The sequence below is a fragment of the Serratia sp. CY33525 genome (genome assembly GCF_052169115.1).
GTDB lineage: Bacteria > Pseudomonadota > Gammaproteobacteria > Enterobacterales > Enterobacteriaceae > Serratia > Serratia sarumanii.
On record NZ_JBJNLK010000002.1, the window covers coordinates 143,723 to 158,759 of the forward strand.

Annotated in this window: 11 protein-coding genes, 6 tRNA genes and 2 other RNA genes; 16 read left to right on the top strand and 3 right to left on the bottom strand. The window is 58.6% G+C overall.

The annotated features are described in order from the left end of the window. The first annotated feature begins 18 nt into the window (after positions 1-18). The 14 genes from tolA to pnuC all read left to right on the top strand — a co-directional run bounded on the left by tolA (position 19) and on the right by pnuC (position 7,516). Positions 19-1,221, top strand: coding sequence for a cell envelope integrity protein TolA (tolA, locus tag ACJ8IM_RS05610; protein ID WP_033655160.1), 1,203 nt, complete (start codon positions 19-21; stop codon positions 1,219-1,221). Positions 1,222-1,416: 195 nt separating this feature from the next. Next, the gene (tolB, locus tag ACJ8IM_RS05615; protein WP_033655159.1) at positions 1,417-2,709 is read left to right on the top strand and encodes a Tol-Pal system beta propeller repeat protein TolB; all 1,293 of its coding nucleotides are present in this window, start codon (positions 1,417-1,419) and stop codon (positions 2,707-2,709) included. 44 nt (positions 2,710-2,753) lie between these two features. After that, the gene (gene pal, locus ACJ8IM_RS05620; protein WP_025160033.1) at positions 2,754-3,263 is read left to right on the top strand and encodes a peptidoglycan-associated lipoprotein Pal; all 510 of its coding nucleotides are present in this window, start codon (positions 2,754-2,756) and stop codon (positions 3,261-3,263) included. Between the two features lie 9 nt (positions 3,264-3,272). Beyond that, positions 3,273-4,067, top strand: coding sequence for a cell division protein CpoB (gene cpoB / locus ACJ8IM_RS05625; protein WP_033647153.1), 795 nt, complete (start codon positions 3,273-3,275; stop codon positions 4,065-4,067). A gap of 178 nt (positions 4,068-4,245) precedes the next feature. Further along, a tRNA-Lys gene (locus ACJ8IM_RS05630) sits at positions 4,246-4,321 on the top strand. 131 nt (positions 4,322-4,452) lie between these two features. Beyond that, positions 4,453-4,528 (top strand) — tRNA-Val (locus ACJ8IM_RS05635). Positions 4,529-4,535: 7 nt separating this feature from the next. Beyond that, a tRNA-Lys gene (locus tag ACJ8IM_RS05640) sits at positions 4,536-4,611 on the top strand. A gap of 15 nt (positions 4,612-4,626) precedes the next feature. After that, a non-coding RNA gene (locus tag ACJ8IM_RS05645) (RtT sRNA) lies at positions 4,627-4,751 on the top strand. A gap of 156 nt (positions 4,752-4,907) precedes the next feature. Continuing rightward, positions 4,908-4,983: transfer RNA gene (locus ACJ8IM_RS05650), tRNA-Lys, on the top strand. Between the two features lie 45 nt (positions 4,984-5,028). Continuing rightward, positions 5,029-5,104, top strand: a tRNA-Val gene (locus ACJ8IM_RS05655). 6 nt (positions 5,105-5,110) lie between these two features. Then, positions 5,111-5,186: transfer RNA gene (locus ACJ8IM_RS05660), tRNA-Lys, on the top strand. Between the two features lie 74 nt (positions 5,187-5,260). Next, positions 5,261-5,385: non-coding RNA, RtT sRNA (locus tag ACJ8IM_RS05665), on the top strand. A 323-nt stretch (positions 5,386-5,708) separates the two neighbouring features. Further along, the gene (gene nadA, locus ACJ8IM_RS05670; protein WP_033653534.1) at positions 5,709-6,770 is read left to right on the top strand and encodes a quinolinate synthase NadA; all 1,062 of its coding nucleotides are present in this window, start codon (positions 5,709-5,711) and stop codon (positions 6,768-6,770) included. 20 nt (positions 6,771-6,790) lie between these two features. Beyond that, a complete protein-coding gene (gene pnuC / locus ACJ8IM_RS05675; RefSeq protein WP_033637475.1) occupies positions 6,791-7,516 on the top strand; it encodes a nicotinamide riboside transporter PnuC in 726 nt (241 codons plus the stop codon). A 35-nt stretch (positions 7,517-7,551) separates the two neighbouring features. Here pnuC and zitB read toward each other — a convergent pair whose 3' ends face one another. The 3 genes from zitB to ACJ8IM_RS05690 are packed head-to-tail and all read right to left on the bottom strand — an operon-like array spanning position 7,552 to position 12,316. Continuing rightward, positions 7,552-8,514: a CDF family zinc transporter ZitB gene (gene zitB, locus ACJ8IM_RS05680; protein WP_033653533.1), complete on the bottom strand. Its 963-nt coding sequence runs from the start codon at positions 8,512-8,514 to the stop codon at positions 7,552-7,554. Further along, entirely contained in the window at positions 8,514-11,714 is a 3,201-nt protein-coding gene (locus ACJ8IM_RS05685; protein ID WP_033653532.1) for an ATP-binding protein, read from the bottom strand. The genes zitB and ACJ8IM_RS05685 overlap by 1 nt, the downstream gene beginning before the upstream one ends. Then, the gene (locus ACJ8IM_RS05690; RefSeq protein WP_033653531.1) at positions 11,711-12,316 is read right to left on the bottom strand and encodes a response regulator; all 606 of its coding nucleotides are present in this window, start codon (positions 12,314-12,316) and stop codon (positions 11,711-11,713) included. The genes ACJ8IM_RS05685 and ACJ8IM_RS05690 overlap by 4 nt, the downstream gene beginning before the upstream one ends. A gap of 212 nt (positions 12,317-12,528) precedes the next feature. Here ACJ8IM_RS05690 and aroG point away from each other — a divergent pair, with 212 nt between their 5' ends. Together aroG and ACJ8IM_RS05700 are read left to right on the top strand one after the other, a co-directional pair. Beyond that, a complete protein-coding gene (gene aroG, locus ACJ8IM_RS05695; protein WP_033653530.1) occupies positions 12,529-13,581 on the top strand; it encodes a 3-deoxy-7-phosphoheptulonate synthase AroG in 1,053 nt (350 codons plus the stop codon). A gap of 265 nt (positions 13,582-13,846) precedes the next feature. Further along, positions 13,847-15,037, top strand: a complete 1,191-nt coding sequence (locus ACJ8IM_RS05700; RefSeq protein WP_033647495.1) for a YjgN family protein — start codon at positions 13,847-13,849, stop codon at positions 15,035-15,037.

Consider the following 15,037-nt stretch of genomic DNA (forward strand, 5'->3'; position numbering starts at 1 on the left):
AGTTTTTGGGAATCTATTTTGGTAAAGGCAACTGAGCAAAACGATAAGCTGAACCGCGCCGTTATTGTTTCGGTCGTTCTGCACTTCATACTGATTGCCCTGCTGATTTGGGGATCGCTGCAGGAAAATGTCGACATGGGCGCCGGCGGTGGCGGTGATGGCACCGTGGTGGGCGCGGTGATGGTCGATCCCGGCGCGGTGGTGGAGCAGTACAATCGCCAGCAGCAGCAGAGCAACGATGCGCAGCGTGCCGAAAAGCAGCGCCAGAAAAAGGCGGAGCAACAGGCCGAAGAGCTTCAGCAGAAGCAGGCGGAGCAACAGCAGCGCCTGAAAGAGCTGGAGAAAGAGCGTTTGGCGGCGCAGGAGAAAGCCGCGCAGGACGCCAAAGCGCAGGCTGAGCAACAGCAGAAGGCGGCGGAGCAGCAGAAACAGGCCGCCGAGCAGCAAAAAGCGGCGGAAGCCGCCGCAGCCAAGGCCAAAGAGCAACAGAAGGTCGCCGAGGCCGCCGCCGCGAAGGCAAAGGCTGAAGCGGACAAGATAGCCAAAGCGCAGGCGGACGCGCAGAAGAAAGCCGAAGCGGAAGCCAAGAAAGAAGCGGCCGCCGCTGCCGCCGCCAAGAAACAGGCGGAAGAGGCGAAGAAAGCCGCGGCCGCCGCCGCAGAGCAAAAAGCCGCAGAAGCTGCGGAGAAGAAAGCGGCCGCTGAAGCCGAGAAAAAAGCCGCAGCGGAAGCCGAGAAGAAAGCTGCAGCCGAGAAAGCCGCTGCCGCCAAGAAAGCCGCCGCGGACGCCAAGAAGAAGGCCGCCGCTGAGGCTGCGAAGCAATCGGAGGAGGTCAACGATCTGTTTGGTGGCCTGGCGGACGGCAAGAACGCGCCGAAAGGCGGCGGTGCCAAATCGAAGGGCGACGGTAAACCGGCCGGGCAGGGCAATGCCAAAACGGCTGGGGCCAGCGGGGCGGATTTGGCCAGCTACGGTAACCAGATAAAAATTGCGGTGCAGAACAAGTTCTATGATTGGGACTCATACAAGGGACGTACTTGTACGTTGAGAATCAATATGGCCCCTGATGGTCTCGTGATTGGTGTGAAAGTAGAGGGTGGCGATCCTGCACTTTGCCAAGCAGCTGCAGCTGCAGCTCGGCAGGCGAAAATGCCTAAACCACCAAGTAAAGAGGTTTACGAGGCATTTAAAAATGCACCAATTGATTTTAATCCTCGGTAACGACTTCTCTGGCGGTGTATGAGGTGTTTAAGAATGCTCCCCTTACGTTCAAGCCGCAATAATGGTTGTTTGAGCTGAGTAAGATCACAGGGATGTACTAAGGTAACCAACAGGGATTATGTAGTTTTACGTAAGTTGGTTTGTTAAAATTCTGCTAATTTATCGCAGGCATCCCGCCTGGATAAGGGAGATGAGATGAAGCAGGCATTTCGAGTAGCGCTAGGTTTTTTAATTCTGTGGGCGTCCGTGCTGCACGCGGAAGTTCGCATTGAAATCACCCAAGGGGTCGACTCCGCTCGTCCGATTGGCGTGGTGCCGTTTAAATGGGCGGGCCCAGGCACGCCGCCGGAAGATATCGGCAAGATTGTCGGTGCGGATCTGCGCAACAGCGGCAAATTCAACCCGATCGACGTGGCGCGCATGCCGCAGCAACCGACCTCCGCGTCTGAAGTGACGCCGGCGGCCTGGACTGCGCTGGGCATCGACGCCGTGGTTGTCGGCCAGGTTCAACCTGGCGCCGACGGTAGCTACCTGATCTCCTACCAACTGGTGGACACCTCGGGTTCGCCGGGCACCGTATTGGCGCAGAACCAGTATAAAGTGACCAAACAGTGGTTGCGTTATTCTGCCCATACCGCCAGCGACGAAGTGTTCGAGAAGCTGACCGGCATCAAGGGCGCGTTCCGTACCCGTATCGCCTACGTGGTGCAGACCAACGGCGGGAAATTCCCGTATGAGCTGCGCGTAGCGGATTACGACGGTTACAACCAGTTTACGGTGCACCGTTCGCCTGAGCCGCTGATGTCCCCGGCCTGGTCGCCGGACGGCAGCAAACTGGCTTACGTGACCTTTGAGAGCGGCCGTTCCGCGCTGGTGGTGCAGACCCTGGCTAACGGCGCCATCCGCCAGATCGCCTCGTTCCCGCGCCACAACGGTGCGCCGGCGTTCTCGCCGGACGGCAGCAAACTGGCCTTCGCGCTGTCCAAGAGCGGTAGCCTGAACCTGTACGTGATGAACCTCGGCTCCGGCCAGATCACGCAGCTGACCGATGGCCGCAACAACAACACCGAACCGACCTGGTTCCCGGATGGCCAGTCTCTGGCGTTTACCTCCGACCAGGGCGGGCGTCCGCAGATTTATAAAATCAGCGCCAGCGGCGGTGCCGCACAGCGCCTGACGTGGGAAGGCGCTCAGAACCAGGATTCTGAAGTCAGCTCCGACGGTAAATTCCTGGTGATGGTCAGCACCAACAGTGGTGCGCAACACATCGCCAAACAAGATCTTGGATCGGGCGCCGTTCAGGTTTTGACCGGTACCTTCCTCGATGAAACGCCTAGTATTGCGCCAAACGGCACCATGGTGATCTATAGCTCCACGCAAGGTATGGGCTCCGTGCTGCAGTTGGTGTCAACTGATGGGCGTTTCAAAGCGCGTCTTCCGGCAACTGATGGACAGGTCAAATTCCCTGCCTGGTCGCCGTATCTGTGATGCATGTGTAAATATGTATGGCAAACTATAAAAGGATCAAAGAAATGCAACTGAACAAAGTGCTGAAAGGGCTTCTGCTGGCACTGCCAGTTCTGGCTGTAGCAGCTTGTAGTTCTAACAAAAGCGCAAACAACGACCAATCTGGTATGGGCGCTGGCACTGGTATGGAAAACGGCAGCAGCAACCTGTCTTCCGAAGAACAAGCTCGTCTGCAGATGCAAGAACTGCAGAAGAACAACATCGTTTACTTCGGCCTGGACAAGTATGACGTAAGCTCCGAATTCGCTCAGATGCTGGACGCGCACGCTGCATTCCTGCGTAACAACCCGTCTTACAAAGTGACCGTTGAAGGCCACGCTGACGAACGCGGCACGCCGGAATACAACATCGCTCTGGGTGAGCGCCGTGCTAACGCCGTTAAAATGTACCTGCAGGGTAAAGGCGTTTCCGCTGACCAGATCTCTATCGTTTCTTACGGTAAAGAAAAACCAGCAGTACTGGGCCACGACGAAGCGGCTTATGCTAAAAACCGTCGTGCCGTTCTGGTTTACTAAGAGAATCGCATGAACAGTAACTTCAGACGTCACCTGTTGAGTCTGTCGTTACTGGTTGGCGTAGCGGCCCCCTGGGCCGCTACTGCCCAAGCGCCAATCAGTAATGTCGGCTCCGGCTCGGTCGAAGACCGCGTCACCTCGCTTGAGCGTATCAGCAATGCTCAAGGCCAGCTTTTAAATCAACTCCAGCAACAACTCTCTGATAACCAACGCGACATTGATTCTCTCCGTGGGCAAATCCAGGAAAGCCAGTATCAGTTGAATCAGGTGGTTGAACGCCAGAAGCAAATCTATCAGCAGATGGATAGCCTCAGCCAGGGCGGCGCTCAGAGCGCCTCTGCGGCCGCGGGTGCTGCCGGCGGGGCAGCCGCAGGCGCATCTTCCGATGCGGGCGGCAGCGCTCCCGCAGCCGCCTCCGCCACGCCGAGCGGCGGTGATGAGAACAGCGACTACAACGCCGCTGTTTCTCTGGCGCTGGAAAAAAAACAGTATGACCAGGCGATTTCCGCCTTTCAGTCCTTCGTAAAACAGTACCCGAAGTCTACTTACCAGCCCAACGCCAACTATTGGCTGGGCCAGTTGTTCTACAACAAGGGTAAAAAAGACGACGCGGCCTACTATTTTGCGGTGGTGGTGAAGAATTACGCTAAATCACCGAAGGCGCCGGACGCCATGTACAAGGTGGGTATCATCATGCAGGAGAAAGGGCAGGCCGATAAAGCCAAAGCCGTGTTCCAGCAGGTGATTAAACAGTACCCAACCAGTGCGGCGGCCAAACAGGCGAAAAGTCGCGTAGGCGGTTAACAGTCAGAAAAATGAGCCCAGAAGTTAGTCGATTTGACCGATTTCTGGGCTCATTCGCGTGAAGAACAAGCAGTTGAACGCATCGGTAAAAAATTTAGGTTGCGCTGCCAAGATAAATTAGTAATATATGCCGCCGTTGCCAAGACATCTTGCAAGATGTTAAAGCGGCAGGGAAATTGGGTCGTTAGCTCAGTTGGTAGAGCAGTTGACTTTTAATCAATTGGTCGCAGGTTCGAATCCTGCACGACCCACCAATTTTGAAGCAAGAAATGAAGTGGAATCGGGAAGGATAACATCACGAAGTGATGGCCCGTCAGGGCGAGGCCAGAGGCCGAGTCATCCTGCACGACCCACCAATTTCTGAAGTAGCAGTAACCACAACAGTGGGTGATTAGCTCAGTTGGTAGAGCATCTCCTTTACACGGAGGGGGTCGGCGGTTCGAGCCCGTCATCACCCACCACTGTTATGGGTCGTTAGCTCAGTTGGTAGAGCAGTTGACTTTTAATCAATTGGTCGCAGGTTCGAATCCTGCACGACCCACCATTCTTTAAGAATGGCTGCGATAGAGAATCGTAAAGGATGAGAACCGTAAAGGTTCGAGTCTCGCGAAGCGAGACAACATCACTCCGGTGATGGCCCGCAAGGGCGAGGCCAAAGGCCAAGTTATCCTGCACGATCCACCATTCTTTAAGAAAGAATGGCAGCTTCAGAATCGGTTTGATGTGGCAAAGTAAAGGTCCGAGTCGAGTACCCGTCGAGTTGTCCTGAACATCCCCATCCTTGTTTTCCGCGAGTTGGTTTCAGTAACCCATTCGCCATCAGCAGTAAACCACATCAGTGGGTCGTTAGCTCAGTTGGTAGAGCAGTTGACTTTTAATCAATTGGTCGCAGGTTCGAATCCTGCACGACCCACCACTCTTTGATAGAGCAAGGTGTGAAAAATAGCAGTACCACAGCAGTGGGTGATTAGCTCAGTTGGTAGAGCATCTCCTTTACACGGAGGGGGTCGGCGGTTCGAGCCCGTCATCACCCACCACACTGCGGGTCGTTAGCTCAGTTGGTAGAGCAGTTGACTTTTAATCAATTGGTCGCAGGTTCGAATCCTGCACGACCCACCAATTCAGAAAAAAGCGCCTTTTGGCGCTTTTTTCGCATCTACGCCACCAGATTCTGCTTTATCCTCTTGCCAACAGAGTTCACCGAGTCGTGCGGGTGAGAGCCTGCGCTCAGGTTCGAGCATCGCGCAGCGATACGACAACGCGCAGCGTTGCCCGCAGGGTGAGGCCAAAGGCCGAATCAATCCTGCACGACCCACCAATTCAGAAAAAAGCGCCTTTTGGCGCTTTTTTCGCATCTGCAGCACCGTAATCTACATTCGTGCTTTCTCGTTTCAACACTGCACCGATCATCATCCCGCTGTTCTCTGAACGGGCTATACGGTCTCGTCAGGCCATTATCCGCTGTGAACTGCACGGCCAGCGTCCGTGTTTTTAATTCATTAAACAATGGATGCGCAAATATGAAAATATCAGCGGACTTTTCGCGCAAATTTAGGTATTTTGTTTAGTATATAAAACGAAGGGCGTTGCGGCAGGCGATATTCACGCGGCAGGCGCCCAGCCTAGCATGAGATTGCAGCGATGAGTGAAATGTTTGATGTCAATGCGGCGGTGTATCCCTTCCCGCCTAAACCGGTACCGCTGGACGTAGCCGAAAAAGCCTTTTATCGCGAGAAGATCAAAACCCTGCTCAAGCAGCGCAATGCGGTGATGGTCGCCCACTATTATACCGATCCGGAAATCCAGGCGCTGGCGGAAGAAACCGGCGGCTGCGTGGCGGATTCGCTGGAAATGGCGCGCTTCGGCAGCGCCCATCCGGCTTCCACGCTGTTGGTGGCCGGCGTGCGTTTCATGGGGGAAACCGCCAAGATCCTCAGCCCGGAAAAACAGGTGCTGATGCCGACGCTGTTTGCCGAATGTTCGCTGGATCTGGGCTGCCCGGAAGAGGAGTTTCATGCGTTTTGCGACAGCCATCCCGATCGTACCGTGGTGGTCTATGCGAACACCTCGGCGGCGGTCAAAGCGCGCGCTGACTGGGTGGTCACTTCCAGCATCGCCGTCGAGCTGATCGAACACCTGGACAGCCTGGGCGAGAAGATCATCTGGGCGCCGGATCGCCATCTCGGCAGCTACGTGCAAAAGCAGACCGGCGCCGACGTGCTGTGCTGGCAAGGCGCCTGCATTGTCCATGACGAGTTCAAGACTCAGGCGCTGCGGCGCATGAAGGCGCTCTATCCGCAGGCGGCCATCCTGGTGCATCCCGAATCGCCACAGGCGGTGGTTGAATTGGCGGATGCGGTGGGATCGACCAGCCAACTGATCCAGGCGGCGAAAACATTGCCGCATCAACAGCTGATCGTCGCCACCGATCGCGGTATCTTTTACAAGATGCAGCAGACCTGTCCGGACAAGGAGCTGTTCGAAGCGCCGACCGCCGGAGAAGGGGCGACCTGCCGCAGCTGCGCGCACTGCCCGTGGATGGCGATGAATGGTCTGAAGGCGATTGCCGAAGGGCTGGAGCAGGGGGGCGCGCAGCATGAGATCCACGTGGACGCCGCGCTGCGTGAGAAGGCATTGGTGCCGCTGAACCGCATGCTGGATTTCGCCGCTCAGCTTAAAATGCAGGTTAAAGGCAACGCTTAACCGTTTAAAAGGATGACCTCATGAGCTTCTTCAGTACCAGCAATATTCTGGTGCACATTCCGCTTGGCGCGGGCGGTTACGATCTGTCGTGGATCGAAGCCATCGGCACGCTGTTCGGGTTGCTGTGCATCTGGTACGCCAGCAAGGAAAAAATCATCAACTACCTGTTCGGCCTGATCAACGTCACGCTGTTCGCGGTGATTTTCTTCCAGATCCAGCTGTACGCCAGCCTGCTGCTGCAGCTGTTCTTTTTCGGCGCCAATATTTACGGTTGGTATGCCTGGAGCCGCCAGACCCAGGATAATCAGGCTGAGCTGCAGATCCGCTGGCTGCCGCTGCCGAAAGCGTTGGCCTGGGCGGCGGTCTGCGTCATCGGCATCGGCCTGATGACCTTCAATATCGACCGCGTGTTCGCCTGGCTGACGCAGATCGCGGTGGCGGTGATGCAAGGGCTGGGGCTGAACGTGCAGATGCCTGAGCTGCAGCCGGACGCGTTCCCGTTCTGGGATTCGGCGATGATGGTGCTCTCCATCGTGGCGATGATTCTGATGACGCGCAAGTACGTGGAAAACTGGCTGCTGTGGGTGGTTATCGATGTCATCAGCGTGGCGATCTTCGCCTACCAGGGGGTGTACGCGATGGCGCTGGAGTATGTCATTCTGACGCTGATTGCCCTGAACGGCTCCTGGCTATGGATCAAGAGCGCCGGGCGCAATGGTTCCAACCCGCTCTCTTCCGCACCTTAACAACGCAGAGGGCGCCGTGATGACGCCCTCTTGGCTTAGTGCCGATGTCCCAGATGGGAGTGGGCTTCGGCATGTGAGTGTTCACTCGGCTCCGGCGCCCGGTTGATACCGCAGTCCGGCGTCTCGCAGTGCCGGTACTCCATCTGAATGGTCACGTGGCCAATCTTGTAGTGTTCCAACAGAAAAGCCTGAATGCGTTGCAACAGCCCATCGTGGTCATGCGGCGGGATCACCTGCGCATGCAGCGTCATCAGCTTCTGTTCGCCGATCTGCCAGACGTGCACGTGATGGATGTTGCGCACTTCCGGGATATTCAGGCACAGGTCTTTTTGCAGCTTGGCGATATCGACCTCCTGCGGCGTGCCTTCCAGCAGCTCGTGGAAACTCTCCTTCAGCAGCCGCCAGGCGCTGCGCAGCACCAGACAGGAGACGAGCACCGACAGGATCGGGTCAATCGGCGTCCAGCCGGTGGCAAGAATGACGATGGCGGCGACGATGGCGCCCACCGAGCCGAGCAGGTCGCCCAGCACATGCAGCGCGGCGGCGCGCACGTTGATATTTTTCTCTTCGCTGCCGCGATGCAGCAGCCAGAAGGCGAACAGGTTCGCCAGCAGCCCCGCTACGGCGATGATCAGCATCGGGGTACCCATCACCGGCTGCGGCTCGAAGAAACGCCGTATCGCCTCCCACAGGATGAATACCACGATCACCAGCAGCGCCGCGGCGTTGAGGAAGGCCGCCAGGGTGGTCAGGCGCAGGTAGCCGAAGGTGTGGCGCGCGTTGGGCTTGCGCTGGGAGAAGTGCACCGCCATCAGCGCCACCAGCAGCGCGGCGGCATCGGTCAGCATGTGGCCGGCGTCGGCCAACAGCGCCAACGAGCCGGACAACAGGCCGCCGACCACCTCGGCCACCATAAAGACGGCGGTGACTAAAAAAGCGGTCAGTAGGCGTTTACTATTACTGTCTTTCGGCAGGTGTACGTGTGGAGTGTCCGACATTATTCATCCTTATGCATAGCCAAAGAGGGGGCGGCGGCGAGCAGAGCGTCCAGCTCCGGCACTATCTGCGCCACTAACGCCTTTAATTTAGTATAAGCGGCGGCGGCAAGCGCGCCCCGACGTGCGGTTTCCACCAGCTGCTGGCACAGCTGCGCGGCTTCCGGCAGCTGCAGCATCAGCAGGCTGCCCTTGATGCGGTGCGCCGCCTGCTCCAGGCGCGGCCAGTCGTTCGCGGCGACGGCGTCCGCGAGCCGCTGCCGGTCTTGCCGCAGCGTATCGCCGAGCGTCTGCGCCAGCCGCTGCAGCATGGCGCGATCGCCACCCGCCATTTCGGCCAGCGTTTGTCGCAGGTCAGTAAGGACTGACTTTGCTTCCTGCACCTGCGGTTGCTGAGCCAGCACCTGGCCGATCGCCGCCAGTGAAATCGGTTTGGTCAGGAAGTGGTCGATCGCCACCAGCCCCGGAGGAATGCGGGTAAACTCCTGCACGTCTGCCGAACAGAGCACGATGCGGCAAGGCGGGCGTTGCAGCCGCTGTTCGTCGCGGCGGATCAGCCTGGCCAGCGTCAGGCCGTCCGGGCGCGGCATGTTATAGTCGATAAACAGCAGATCGAACGGTTGCCGGCGTTGGGCCTTCAACAGCGCATAGCCTTGTTCGAAGCGGGCGGGTTGCAGCCCGAAGTGGCGCAGCTGGCGTTCCATCAGCAACAGATTGGTGGGGTGATCGTCGATCAGCGCGGTACGCAAGGCGGAAGATGGCAGAGCAAAGGGGCTTTCCTCCGGGGCGGCAACCGGCGCCGCGCCGCTCAGCTCGACCGGTATCGCGACCTCGACGCGGGTGCCTACGCCCGGCTGCGAGCGCAGCTCGATGCGGCCGCTCATCTGTTCGACGATCTCTTTGCAGATCGACAGCCCCAAACCGGTACCCTGCACCGAGATGCGTTGCGCGCCGCGCGCGCGGTAAAACGGTTGGAACAGCTTGTCTATTTCATCGGCGGCGATACCGCAGCCGCTGTCGTTCACCGTCAGATGCAATTCCCCCTGCCGCTCATCCTGCGCGCGCCAGCCGATCTCGACCTGAATGGCGCCGCGCGGCGTAAACTTTATCGCGTTGTTTATCAGGTTGTTAGCCACCTGAAGTAAACGCTCACCGTCAATAATCACCGCCTCCGGCAGCGCCGGATCCGCCACCACGCTCAGCGTCAACGGCCGCTCGCCGATCAGCGGCCGGTAGAGGGCGTCGATGCGCGCTACCCAGGGGCGCAGCACCACCGGTTTCGGCGCCAGCGTCAGCGAGCCGGTTTCCAACCGCGCGTGATCCTGCAGGTCGTTGAGCAGGTTGAGCAGCGATGAGGCCGAGCTGTATATCACCGGCAGGCCTTCCGGCGCGGGTTGGCGTTTGAGCTCCAGCTCCAGCAGGCCGAGGATGGCGTGCATCGGCGTGCGCAGCTCATGGCTGACGGTGGCGAGGAATTTGCTCTTCATGCGGTTTTCCGCCTCGGCGCGGCGGCGCGCGTGCTCGAGTTCTTCGCGTTCGCGTTTTTCACGGCGCTGCAGCATGAAACGGCGCAGCGTCAGCGCCAGCAGCAGCACGGTGGCGGCGGCCAGTAGCGCCAGCAGCCAGGTGGTCTGCGGCGGCATGCGGTTGTCGTTCACCGCGTCGATCAGGTTGCTGCGATCGACGATCCACTCGTCGCGCAGCGATTGCAGGGTGTCCGCCGGGATCTGCATCAGGTTCTTATCAAGGATCGCCAACAGAAGAGGTTGATCGCGGCGCACGCCGAAGGCCACTGGGTAGGGGATGTTGTTGGCGGCAAAGGCCAGCTTGATGGCGCCGGAATAGCGCGACAGCGCCAAAAAGTTGGCGGAGATGACGTTATCCACCAGCGCATCCAGCTGGCCGTTGGCCAGCGCGTCGTACATCGACTTGCTGTCGGCGAAGCTGATGGTTTGCTCCTGTTCCGGCACCAGCCCCTGCGCCAAATCGCCCTGCAGCACGCCGATGCGCTTGCCGGCCAAATCGCTCCAGGTGGAAATGCCGTTGGCGTGCTGGCCGACGTAAACCCCCCACAGCGAACGGTGGATCGGCATGCTGGCGCCGTAGCGCGCCTTGACGCCGCGCGCCAGCGGCAGGGCGGCGCGGAAGCTGGCCTGGCCGGACTGCACCAGCAGATCGGCCTGCTCGGCGTTGCGCGCCCACAGCGGCGCGAAACGCAGCCCGGTGTTTTGCGCGATGATGTTGAGAATGTCGATGGCGTAGCCGCGCGGCTGGCCGTCGGAGCCGCGGTAGGCGAACGGGAAGTTGTTTTCGATGGCGGCGTAGTAAACCACGCGGTGGCTCGCCACCCAATTCTTCTCCATCGTCGTCAGATCGGCATTGCCGGTGTCGAGGTAGCTGGGGATCTTCTTGCTCCAGCGGCCCTGCAGGGCGTTCATCAGCTCCATCGGCGCGTCGGCGATGGCGGTGTCCAGCGTGTCTATCAGCCGCGAGTCGTCGGCGGCGAACACGAAGGACAGGTTGCCCAGGTTCTCGTTGCTTTCAATCTGATAGAGCTGGCCGAGCTGCAGCTGATCGATGATAAAGCTGGCGCTGGCCTCGTCGGCGATAAAGTAGTCGCTGCTGCCGTTGAGCAGCGAGTAGACCGCCTGCAGATTGTTGTCGTAGCGCTGGATCTGCGACGCGACCGCCTGCAGAGCGCCGCCGGACTGCATGTCGGTCAGCGCGCCGATCGCGACGCGGGCGTTGGCGGAGTTGAGCATCACCGGGCGATCGTTGCTGCGATCGCGCAATACGCGCAGGTTGCTGACGTAATAGGGCTGAGAGATCGCCAGGCCGTGCAGCGCCTCACTCTGCGGGATGCCGTACAGAAGATCGATCTTGCCGTCGTGCAGCGCCTGCTCCAGCTGCGTCAGATCGGCAAAGCCGTAAATGGCGAAGCGAATGCCGGTCACCTGCTGGATATAGCCGAGGTAGTCGGCATTCAGCCCATACAGATCGTCATCCACGATGATGTTGTACGGGCTGGTGTTCTCACTGACGATGCCGACGCGCAGCGTACGGTCGCGCCAGGGGTTTTTCTCGCCGACGATCAGCATATTCTCGGGGGTATTCAGATTGCTGACCAGCTGATAGCGCACCGGCTCCGCCGTCTGCGCCAGACCGCACCACAGGAGCAGCAGCAGCAGGGCGCGGCGCATCATGGCGCCAGCTCTTTAAACACCGCCACCAGCTCCAGCAGGTTGCCGGCGCCGGTTTTGCGCTGGATGTTCTTCTTGTGGGTGCTGACGGTCTTGTTGCTGATGTGCAGCCGATCGGCGATCTGCAGGTTGGATAGCCCCTGGCTCAACAAGCCCAGCACCTCGAGCTCTTTAGGCGTGAGCAGCCCGCCGTCTGCCGTCGGCGCTTCTTCGGCCAGCGCGGCGGCGGGGAAGTGGGTTTCACCGTCCAGCACCTGCTCGATCGCCTGCAACAACTCTGCCAACGAGCTGCCTTTGTTGACGAAACCGTTGGCGCCGGCGGCATGCGCCATGCGCGCATAGACCTCGGCCTCCTGCGCGGTATAGATCAGGATCGGCTGCTGCGGGTAGCGGCGGCGGATTTTTTTCAACAGCTGCAGCCCGTCGACCTGCGGCAGGCCAATATCCAGGATCACCAGGCCGAAAGTGGCCTCGGCCAGCAGGGCCAGCGCCTGGACGTCGTCCTGCGCCGCCTGCAGGCGGTAGGGGCGGGATGATTTCATTAGCGCCGCTTCCAGTGCGACATGAACCACCGGGTGGTCATCAACTAATAACAGAGAGGGCATGTTCAACTCGGGTCGCTTTATATTCCGATCGCTAGCATAGCGAAAAAGGAGGCTCTGCGCTCCCCTGATGAAACAGCACAATCTGCTGTTAATTTGGCGGTTCCAGCGGCGGGGGGCAAAGGTGATTTACAGCGCCATTCCCACAGGCTAGATTGTTGGGATCTACACCGTTACGCACTGCGAAATACCCCTCGATACCGAATGGAAAAGCTATGAATTACCAAAACGACGATTTACGCATTAATGATATTAAGGAACTCCTGCCGCCGGTGGCTTTGCTGGAGAAATTCCCGGCCACTGAACGCGCAGCAAAGACGGTGTCCCAGGCCCGCAGCGCAATTCACAATATCCTCCGCGGCAGCGACGATCGCCTGCTGGTGGTGATTGGCCCTTGCTCTATCCACGATACGAAAGCCGCCAAAGAGTACGCGGGGCGCCTGCTGGCGCTGCGTGAAGAACTGAGCGGCGAGCTGGAAGTGGTCATGCGCGTATACTTCGAAAAACCGCGCACCACCGTGGGCTGGAAAGGCCTGATCAACGATCCGCAGATGGACAACAGTTTCAACATCAACGACGGTCTGCGCCTGGCGCGCAAGCTGCTGGTGGAGATCAACGACAGCGGCCTGCCGGCCGCCGGCGAATTCCTCGACATGATCACGCCGCAGTACCTGGCGGATCTGATGAGCTGGGGCGCCATCGGCGCGCGCACCACGGAATCGCAGGTGCACCGCGAGCTGGCCTCCGGCCTTTCCTGCCCGGTCGGCTTCAAGAACGGCACCGACGGCACCATCAAGGTGGCGATCGACGCCATCAACGCCGCCGGCGCGCCGCACTGCTTCCTGTCGGTGACCAAATGGGGCCACTCGGCGATCGTGAACACCAGCGGCAACGGCGACTGCCACATTATCCTGCGCGGCGGCAAAGAGCCGAACTACAGCGCGGCGCACGTGAAGGACGTCAAAGCCGGCCTGAGCAAAGCCGGGCTGCCGGCGCAGGTGATGATCGACTTCAGCCATGCCAACAGCAGCAAACAGTTCAAAAAGCAGATGGATGTGAGCGCTGACGTTTGCGGGCAGATTAGCGGCGGTGAAAAAGCGATCATCGGCGTGATGATCGAAAGCCACCTGGTGGAAGGCAACCAGAACCTTGAAAGCGGCGAACCGCTGGTTTACGGCAAGAGCGTGACCGACGGCTGCATCGGCTGGCAGGATACCGAAACCGTGCTGCGCGATCTGGCGGTGGCGGTGAAAGCGCGCCGCGGATAATAGCTAAAATGACAAGGGCCCGGCAGCGGGCCCTTGTTTTATCCTTGTCATTGCACCTCTATATATCCCACTCATTTAAGGCTTACACTTAATAGGCCAATGAAATCATTAAGCGGCCACCTTCGCATTATTCCTATTTAATAAAAGAATAATTGTCACTGCTCATGGCATTGTGCTTATATAAGACGCTTTTTTTATTCCACAAACCCCGCATGACAAATAAGCGGGGAGTGGTATGACCTATTCCTTTCAGGACGAAAGAATTATGACAAGCAATACCTCGCAGCCGCTGGGGCTGCACCGGATTAAATTCCATGGGAAAGGCGGCGAGTACTTCGCGATTTGGTTGGTTAACGCATTATTGACCATCGTGACGCTGGGCATCTATTCCGCCTGGGCGACGGTGCGCCGCCGCCGCTATTTTTACGGCAACACGGAATTGGACGGCGATCGTTTCGATTACCATGCGCAACCGCTGCAAATTCTGAAAGGGCGGCTGTTGGTGATCGGCGGCCTCATCGTATTTTATATCCTGTTGGCGGTAACGCCACTGCTGGGGCTGCTGGCTTTGCTGGTGTTGCTTGCCCTGCTGCCGTGGATCGTTATCCGCAGCTGGCGCTACAATGCGATTATGTCGAGCTATCGCGGCGTGCGTTTTAATTATGTTTGCCGCACCGGGCGCGCTTATTGGGCGTTACTGTTCTGCCCGCTATTGCTGATTATCGGACTTTATGTCGCCTTAATCATTTTGCTCAGCATTGGCAGCGGTTTTGAAAGCATCAACGCCATCGGCCTGATGTTGGTGTTGACGCTGCTGTTGGCCGTACCGGCATTCGCCGCCGTCAACGGTATTATTAGCGCGCTGCAGCACGATCTGTACGTTAATAACCTGTTTTTCGGGAATACGCCGTTTATTGCCGAGCTGAAAAAGTCGGCCTTTATCAAATTTGCCTTGATCGGCCTGCTCATTTTCCTGCCGTTTATGTTGGCGGCGCTGGTGTGTATGGGGTCGTTCATTCTGTCGCTGTACCAAATGGTATTGATGGGCATGCTGACGGATGAAACCGCCGATTTGCTGGTGTTGGAAAATATTGGCAGCCTGCTGCTGATGATGGTGGTGCTGCTGATTGGCGCCTTGATCGCAGGCAGCTATCAGGTCGTCGCCCAACGCAACTATCTGTTTAACCAGGCGACGCTGAACGGCAACGTTAAACTGCGCTCTTCCATGCAAACGCTGCCGTATATGGGGCTGTTGATCACCAATACCCTGATCACCCTGTTCTCGCTCGGTTTCGCCGTGCCGGTGGCGGAAGTGCGCCACGCCCGTTATCTGGCGGAGTGCACGGCGGTTGAAGGCGATCTGGCGTTGCTGGACATCGCGGCGCATCAGGAAACCGCCAACAGCGCGGTGGCCGAAGAAGCGGTGCAGGCGCTGGATCTGGGCGGTAGCTTCTGA

Excerpts from the sequence above, each read along its gene's own strand:
- tolB (WP_033655159.1), top strand. The coding sequence starts at position 1,417 with ATGAAGCAGGCATTTCGAGTAGCGCTAGGTTTTTTAATTCTGTGGGCG.
- pal (WP_025160033.1), top strand. The coding sequence starts at position 2,754 with ATGCAACTGAACAAAGTGCTGAAAGGGCTTCTGCTGGCACTGCCAGTT.
- cpoB (WP_033647153.1), top strand. The coding sequence starts at position 3,273 with ATGAACAGTAACTTCAGACGTCACCTGTTGAGTCTGTCGTTACTGGTT.
- nadA (WP_033653534.1), top strand. The coding sequence starts at position 5,709 with ATGAGTGAAATGTTTGATGTCAATGCGGCGGTGTATCCCTTCCCGCCT.
- pnuC (WP_033637475.1), top strand. The coding sequence starts at position 6,791 with ATGAGCTTCTTCAGTACCAGCAATATTCTGGTGCACATTCCGCTTGGC.
- zitB (WP_033653533.1), bottom strand. The coding sequence starts at position 8,514 with ATGTCGGACACTCCACACGTACACCTGCCGAAAGACAGTAATAGTAAA.
- ACJ8IM_RS05685 (WP_033653532.1), bottom strand. The coding sequence starts at position 11,714 with ATGATGCGCCGCGCCCTGCTGCTGCTGCTCCTGTGGTGCGGTCTGGCG.
- ACJ8IM_RS05690 (WP_033653531.1), bottom strand. The coding sequence starts at position 12,316 with ATGCCCTCTCTGTTATTAGTTGATGACCACCCGGTGGTTCATGTCGCA.
- aroG (WP_033653530.1), top strand. The coding sequence starts at position 12,529 with ATGAATTACCAAAACGACGATTTACGCATTAATGATATTAAGGAACTC.
- ACJ8IM_RS05700 (WP_033647495.1), top strand. The coding sequence starts at position 13,847 with ATGACAAGCAATACCTCGCAGCCGCTGGGGCTGCACCGGATTAAATTC.